This is a genomic window from Actinosynnema sp. NPDC023658 (genome assembly GCF_040639995.1).
Taxonomy (GTDB): domain Bacteria; phylum Actinomycetota; class Actinomycetes; order Mycobacteriales; family Pseudonocardiaceae; genus Actinosynnema.
In genome coordinates, this window is record NZ_JBFAAX010000396.1 from 1 (window position 1) to 5,322 (window position 5,322).

Consider the following 5,322-nt stretch of genomic DNA (forward strand, 5'->3'; position numbering starts at 1 on the left):
CTCCCCGCACGGCGCGGCCCCGGCCGGCAGCGGCCCCTGTCCGGGTGCGGAACCGCCCCCCGCGGGAACCCGGCGGCTCGACGGGCGGGCGGGCGCCCGGGTCGGCTCCCGCCCGCCCGCACCCTCGCGACCGGTCGACCCGGCGCGTCAGAACGCGATGGACCAGGCGTCGATGGTGCCGGTGTCGTAGGTGTTGACGTCCTTCACCCGCAACTTCCACGCGCCGTTCTTGGTCTCCGCCGACGTGTCCACCTTGAACGTCTGGTGGATGCCGTCCGCGGAGTTCTCGCCGTTCGCGGGCCGCAGCGGGAACACCGCGCCGCCGGGACCGACCAGGTCCACCGCGAGGTCCGCGGTGTACGGGTGCACGATGTCCACCTTCACCGAGGTCGTCGGGGTGCCCTTGCCCTCGCAGTCGGCCACGGTGATCGTCGACGTCACCGCCTCGCCCGCGTCGGGGATCGCCACGTCGTCGGCGTTCGACCCGCCGGCGCAGGTCGGGGGCTTGGGGTCGTCACCGCCGATGAACCCGCTGAACAGCAGCTTGTTCGGCGAGCTGCCGCCCGGGTTCTTGACCACGTCGCCGACGGCGTTGTCGACCAGGGCCTTGGCCACGTCGGCCGGTGCGGCCAGCTTGTCGGCCCCCAGGTACAGCGCGGCCGCGCCCGCCACGTGCGGCGACGCCATCGACGTGCCGCTGATCGTGCGCTCACCGCCGTTGTTCCAGGTCGAGGTGATGTTCAGGCCGGGCGCGAAGATGTCGGTGCAGCGGCCGAAGTTGGAGAAGCTCGCCTTGTTGTCCGCGTTGTCGGTCGCGTTGGCCGTGATCGCCTCCGGCGTGCGCGCCGGCGAGGTGTTGCAGGCGTCGCGGCCGTCGTTGCCGGAGGCCACGGCGACGGTGACGCCGGCCGCGACGAGCTTCTTGACCGCGTCGTCCACCGAGGTGTTGGCCGAACCGCCGAGGCTCATGTTGGCGACGGCGGGCTTCGCCGCGTGCTGCGCCACCCAGTCCAGGCCGCCGACGATCTGCGACCACTGACCGGAACCCTGGCAGTTGAGCACCCGCACGCCGACCAGCTTCACGGCCTTGGCCAGGCCGTAAGTGGTGGAGCCGATGGTGCCCGCCACGTGGGTGCCGTGACCGTGGCAGTCCTGCGCTTCCCCGTCGTTGTCGATGAAGTCGTGTCCGTCGGTCGCCCGGCCGCCGAAGTCGGTGTGCGCCTTGTGGATGCCGGTGTCGATCACGTACGCCGTGACGCCTTCGCCCTTGCTCTTGTAGTTGTACTTCTTGTCCAGCGGCAGGTTCTTCTGGTCCACCCGGTCCAGGCCCCACGTCGGGTTCTCCTGGGTGTCGGTGGCGTGCGCGGTGCCGTCCTGCTCGACGTACCGCACCGACGGGTCGGCCGCGAGCCTGCGCGCCTGCGCCACGCTCATGGCGGCCGAGAACCCGCGCAGGGCGGTGGTGTAGGTCAGCTTCACCTCGCCGCCGTACCTGGTGACCAGCTCCTCGGCCACCTGCGGCGTCTGCTCCATGCTGACCGCGTTCTCCCGCAGCGCCACGATGTAGCTGCCCTCCACCGCCTCCGGCTGGTCGGTGCCGAGGACGGTGCCCTCCGGTTGCCGGGAGGCGTAGCCGTGGCCGATCCCGATCAGCAGCAGGGCCGCCGTCGCCAGGCAGGCGGTGAGGACCCGTCGCCGGGTCGAGCGAGCGTCTCGCATCGGTCGTCTCCGTTCCACTCGGCCGCCCAGCAGGGGTGTTGGTGAAGACCGGCGGCCATGTGGACCCACCCTCCGGTGACGGGAACCCCTACCAACCCGGACAGCGGCACGCAGGGCTGCGCGAAGCGACGGGCCGGTGATCTCCGGAGGTCGACGGGGTCGTCATGCCGTTCGACTACCCGGCGCAGTGCGCGATCATGCATCCGGAGCAGTCACTGGATCGGGCGAACGGCCGCGTCGACTGCCCCGATAGGCCCTCTCCCGGGCACGGGCGAGCACGGCGGGCGCCAGGTCCAAGCCCGCCGGTCGGTTCCGGACCGGGTCGAGCGCGGGCAGGTCCCGGTCGACGTCCAGCGGTCGGACGACGAGCCTGCCGACCGGCCGCCACGGTCCGCCGACCTCCAGCGTGAACCCGAGCTCGGCGGGCAGGTCGTCCAGCGCCGCCGACGCGGTCCGCCGCGGGTCGGGCACCGCGGCCAGCCACACCAGCCGACCCTGCCAGCGGAACGGGGTGATGCTGCCGTACCGGGCGCTGGTCCACGTCCGCGCGGGCCGCGGCAGCACGCGGGCGAAGGAGGTGGACAGCAGCACGTCCCACGGTCCCGGCAACCGGAACGCCAGGCCGAGCACGTCGGGCAGCCCGCCCGGCGTGCCCGCGCCCTTGGACAACCGGCCCGCCACCTCGGTCTCCCCGACCGGCAGCGGCAGGGCGGGGTCGTAGGTCGTGGTCAGCGTGCCCTCGAACCACCGGCCGCGCGGGTGGAAGGCCTTGGCGTCCCGTGCGGCGGCCAGCGCCCGGAACGCGGGCTCGACGAGGTCAGGCACGGCCCGCACCCCGGTCGTCCTCCCACGCCGACGCGACCGCGCGGAGGCGCGGCCCCGGGGGCGACCAGTGGTCAGCGTCGTTCACCGGCACGGAGTCCGCCTCGCTCCCCTTGTCCACCAACAGGCCGTAGCGCCACAGCACGAGGTGCGGCACGCCACCGCCGCGCGCACCGGGTGCTCGGACGCGTGATCACCCGTGCGGATCACCTCGCCCGCGGCGGTGGTCCCGCTCGACTACCCCGCGACCGACCCCCGAAACGGGCTGTCACCCGAGGTCACCAGCCCGAGCCGACCTTCCCGTCACCGCTCGCGCCGGCCCGCCCGTCCTCCGCGCCGCCCCGCGCGTCGCCGCCGGGTCCCGGGCGTCCGCCACCCCTGGACACCACCCGCCGACCGCGCCCGGCAGCGGCACGACCGTCGCCCACCACCGCACCCGTCGACACGACACGCCCGTCACCGCCCGAAGCGGCGCGGGCGGTCGCCGCCGCGCGTTCCTCGACGCTCGTCACGGCACGACCGGTCGCCGCCGACACCACGTCCGGGTACCGCGGGAACAGCCGGTCCAGGTCCGTGCGCTCGAACACCCGCCGCACGTGCGGCGGCACGGCGGCCAGCCGCAGCCAACCGCCCGCCCGCTGGGCCCTCGCCCTCGTGCGGACCAGCGCGCTCATCGCCTGCGCACCGCAGAACGCCACCCCGGACATGTCCAGCACGACCCGGTCGCGTCCCTCGGTGATCAAGCGGTCCATCCGGTCCAGCACCCGACGCGCGCCCGCCAGGTCCAACTCCCCGGTCGCCACGACCACCGCGCACCCCGTCCGGTGGGCCTCGACCGACAGCGCCAGCATCCCGACCCCTTCACGCCACCCTGCAGTACTCGTCGTCATCGCCCGTCCCGATCAGGGACAACAACAGCCCTTCCCTCGTCGACCAGGGGCATATCCGCACCTCGTCGTGCCCGGTGGCCACCATCAACGCCTCCGCGACCAGCGCACCCGCCAGCGACTGCCCGGCGCGGTGCCGGGAGATGCCCGGCAGGCGGGCCCGCTTGGGCGCGGGCATCCGGGCCAGCCTGGGTATCCAGCCGCGCAGGTCGGCCAGGCGCAGGGTGCGCGGCACGAACGGGCCCTCGTGCTGCGGTCGGGCGCCGGCCAGCCGCGCCAACTGCTGGAACACCTTCGAGCAGCCGACGGCCCGGTGGTCGGAGAGGGACGCACCCTCCAGCGCCGCCACCACGCGGTCGTGCACCAGCACCTGACCGCGGGCCAGGCCGCGGTGGTCGCGCGCCAGGGCCCGGTCCAGGTCGAGGCGACGGGTCACCGCGCGGGCCCCGAGCGGCAGCGAACGGGTCAGCGACGGCTCCACGTCCTCACCCGCCGCGAGTTCCACCGTGCCGCCGCCGACGTCGAGCACCAGCATCGGGCCGAGGTGCCAGCCGAACCACTGCCGGGCGGCCCGGTACGCCAGTCGGGCCTCTTCCCTGCCCGGCAGCACGCGCAGCTCGGTGCCGGTGCGCCTGGCGACCTCGGAGATGACCTGGTCGGCGTTGGGCGCGTCGCGGATGATCGAGGTGGCGAACGGCACGATCCCGGACACGCCGGCCCGTTCGGCTATCCGGTGCGCGGTGCGGACGGCGTTCACGACCTGGTTGACGCCTTCCGGCCGGAGTCGGTTGTGCCGGTCGAGCGCCTGGTCGAGCCGGAGGCGGGTCTTGTGCGAGAGGACCGGGTGCAGCGGCGAGCCGGAGACCACGACGAGGTGTGCGCTGAAGCAGCCGACGTCGAGCACACCGACCTGTCCCGGTCTTCCGGACATACGTCACCACCATCCGCGAGTGAGAGGTACCGGACGGGGTGCCCGCCGGCGCGTCGGGTGAAACGCGATTGGGTGATCCGACTGCGGGTAGTTCACGACCATGAGTTCTCCGGAGAGGCCGTTGGCGGTGGTGACCGGCGCGTCCAGCGGGATCGGGCTGGAGCTGGCGAGGGTGTTCGTCGAGCACGGGTTCGACCTGGTCGTGGCGGCCGAGAACGACCTGGTGCACGACGTGGCGCGGGAGTTGGCGTCCGGTGGGGCGCGGGTCGACCCGGTGCGGGCGGACCTGGCCACGTTCGCGGGCAACGAGGACCTGGTCGCGGTGGTCGAGGGCGTCGGGCGGCCGGTGGACGCGTTGGCGATCAACGCCGGGGTGGGCATCGGCGGCGACTTCGTGGACGACAGCGACCTGCGCTCGCACCTGCGGGTGGTGGACCTCAACATCGGGTCGGCGGTGCACCTGGCGAAGCGGCTGGTGCCCGCGATGGTCGAGCGCGGGTCCGGCCGGGTGCTGATCACCTCGTCGGTGGCGGCGACCGCGCCCGGACCGTTCCACTCGGTGTACGCGGCGTCGAAGGCGTTCCTGGCGTCGTTCTCGCAGTCGTTGCGGGAGGAGCTGCGCGACAGCGGGGTGACCGTGACGGCGCTGATGCCGGGCCCCACGGACACCGACTTCTTCCGCCGGGCGGGCATGACCGACACCAAGGTCGCGACCGGCCCCAAGGACGACCCGGCGGACGTCGCGCGGGCCGGGTTCAAGGCCCTGATGGACGGTGACGACCACGTGGTGGCCGCGTCGTTGCGCACCAAGGCGCAGGCGGTCGCGGGCCGGGTCGTGCCCGACCCGGTGAAGGCGCGGGCGATGCGCGGGATGGCCGGGCCTCAGCAGCGGCTCGCCGCCGGTGAACCGGACGTCGGTCACGCCCAGGTCGGTCACCGCGATGCGGATGAGCCGGACGAGCT

General features: G+C 73.7%; 4 protein-coding genes and 2 pseudogenes. 1 reads left to right on the plus strand and 5 read right to left on the minus strand.

Annotated features, from left to right (window positions below):
* Nucleotides 1-147 precede the first annotated feature (147 nt).
* From AB0G02_RS27355 to AB0G02_RS27375, 5 genes and pseudogenes are all read right to left on the minus strand, one after another.
* Nucleotides 148-1,719: a S8 family serine peptidase gene (locus AB0G02_RS27355; protein WP_360799082.1), complete on the minus strand. Its 1,572-nt coding sequence runs from the start codon at nucleotides 1,717-1,719 to the stop codon at nucleotides 148-150.
* Between the two features lie 195 nt (nucleotides 1,720-1,914).
* Nucleotides 1,915-2,544, minus strand: coding sequence for a hypothetical protein (locus tag AB0G02_RS27360; protein ID WP_360799085.1), 630 nt, complete (start codon nucleotides 2,542-2,544; stop codon nucleotides 1,915-1,917).
* Nucleotides 2,545-2,608: 64 nt separating this feature from the next.
* Nucleotides 2,609-2,707: pseudogene (locus AB0G02_RS27365) on the minus strand (DUF4383 domain-containing protein); the annotation flags it as partial.
* Nucleotides 2,708-2,819: 112 nt separating this feature from the next.
* Nucleotides 2,820-3,392, minus strand: coding sequence for an STAS domain-containing protein (locus AB0G02_RS27370; RefSeq protein WP_360799088.1), 573 nt, complete (start codon nucleotides 3,390-3,392; stop codon nucleotides 2,820-2,822).
* 10 nt (nucleotides 3,393-3,402) lie between these two features.
* A complete protein-coding gene (locus AB0G02_RS27375) occupies nucleotides 3,403-4,359 on the minus strand; it encodes an exopolyphosphatase (protein WP_360799091.1) in 957 nt (318 codons plus the stop codon).
* Between the two features lie 100 nt (nucleotides 4,360-4,459).
* On the opposite strand from AB0G02_RS27375, the pseudogene AB0G02_RS27380 reads away from it, so the two are divergent.
* A pseudogene (locus AB0G02_RS27380) lies at nucleotides 4,460-4,990 on the plus strand (SDR family NAD(P)-dependent oxidoreductase); the annotation flags it as partial.
* Between the last annotated feature and the right edge of the window lie 332 nt (nucleotides 4,991-5,322).

Excerpts from the sequence above, each read along its gene's own strand:
- AB0G02_RS27375 (WP_360799091.1), bottom strand. The coding sequence starts at position 4,359 with ATGTCCGGAAGACCGGGACAGGTCGGTGTGCTCGACGTCGGCTGCTTC.
- AB0G02_RS27370 (WP_360799088.1), bottom strand. The coding sequence starts at position 3,392 with ATGCTGGCGCTGTCGGTCGAGGCCCACCGGACGGGGTGCGCGGTGGTC.
- AB0G02_RS27355 (WP_360799082.1), bottom strand. The coding sequence starts at position 1,719 with ATGCGAGACGCTCGCTCGACCCGGCGACGGGTCCTCACCGCCTGCCTG.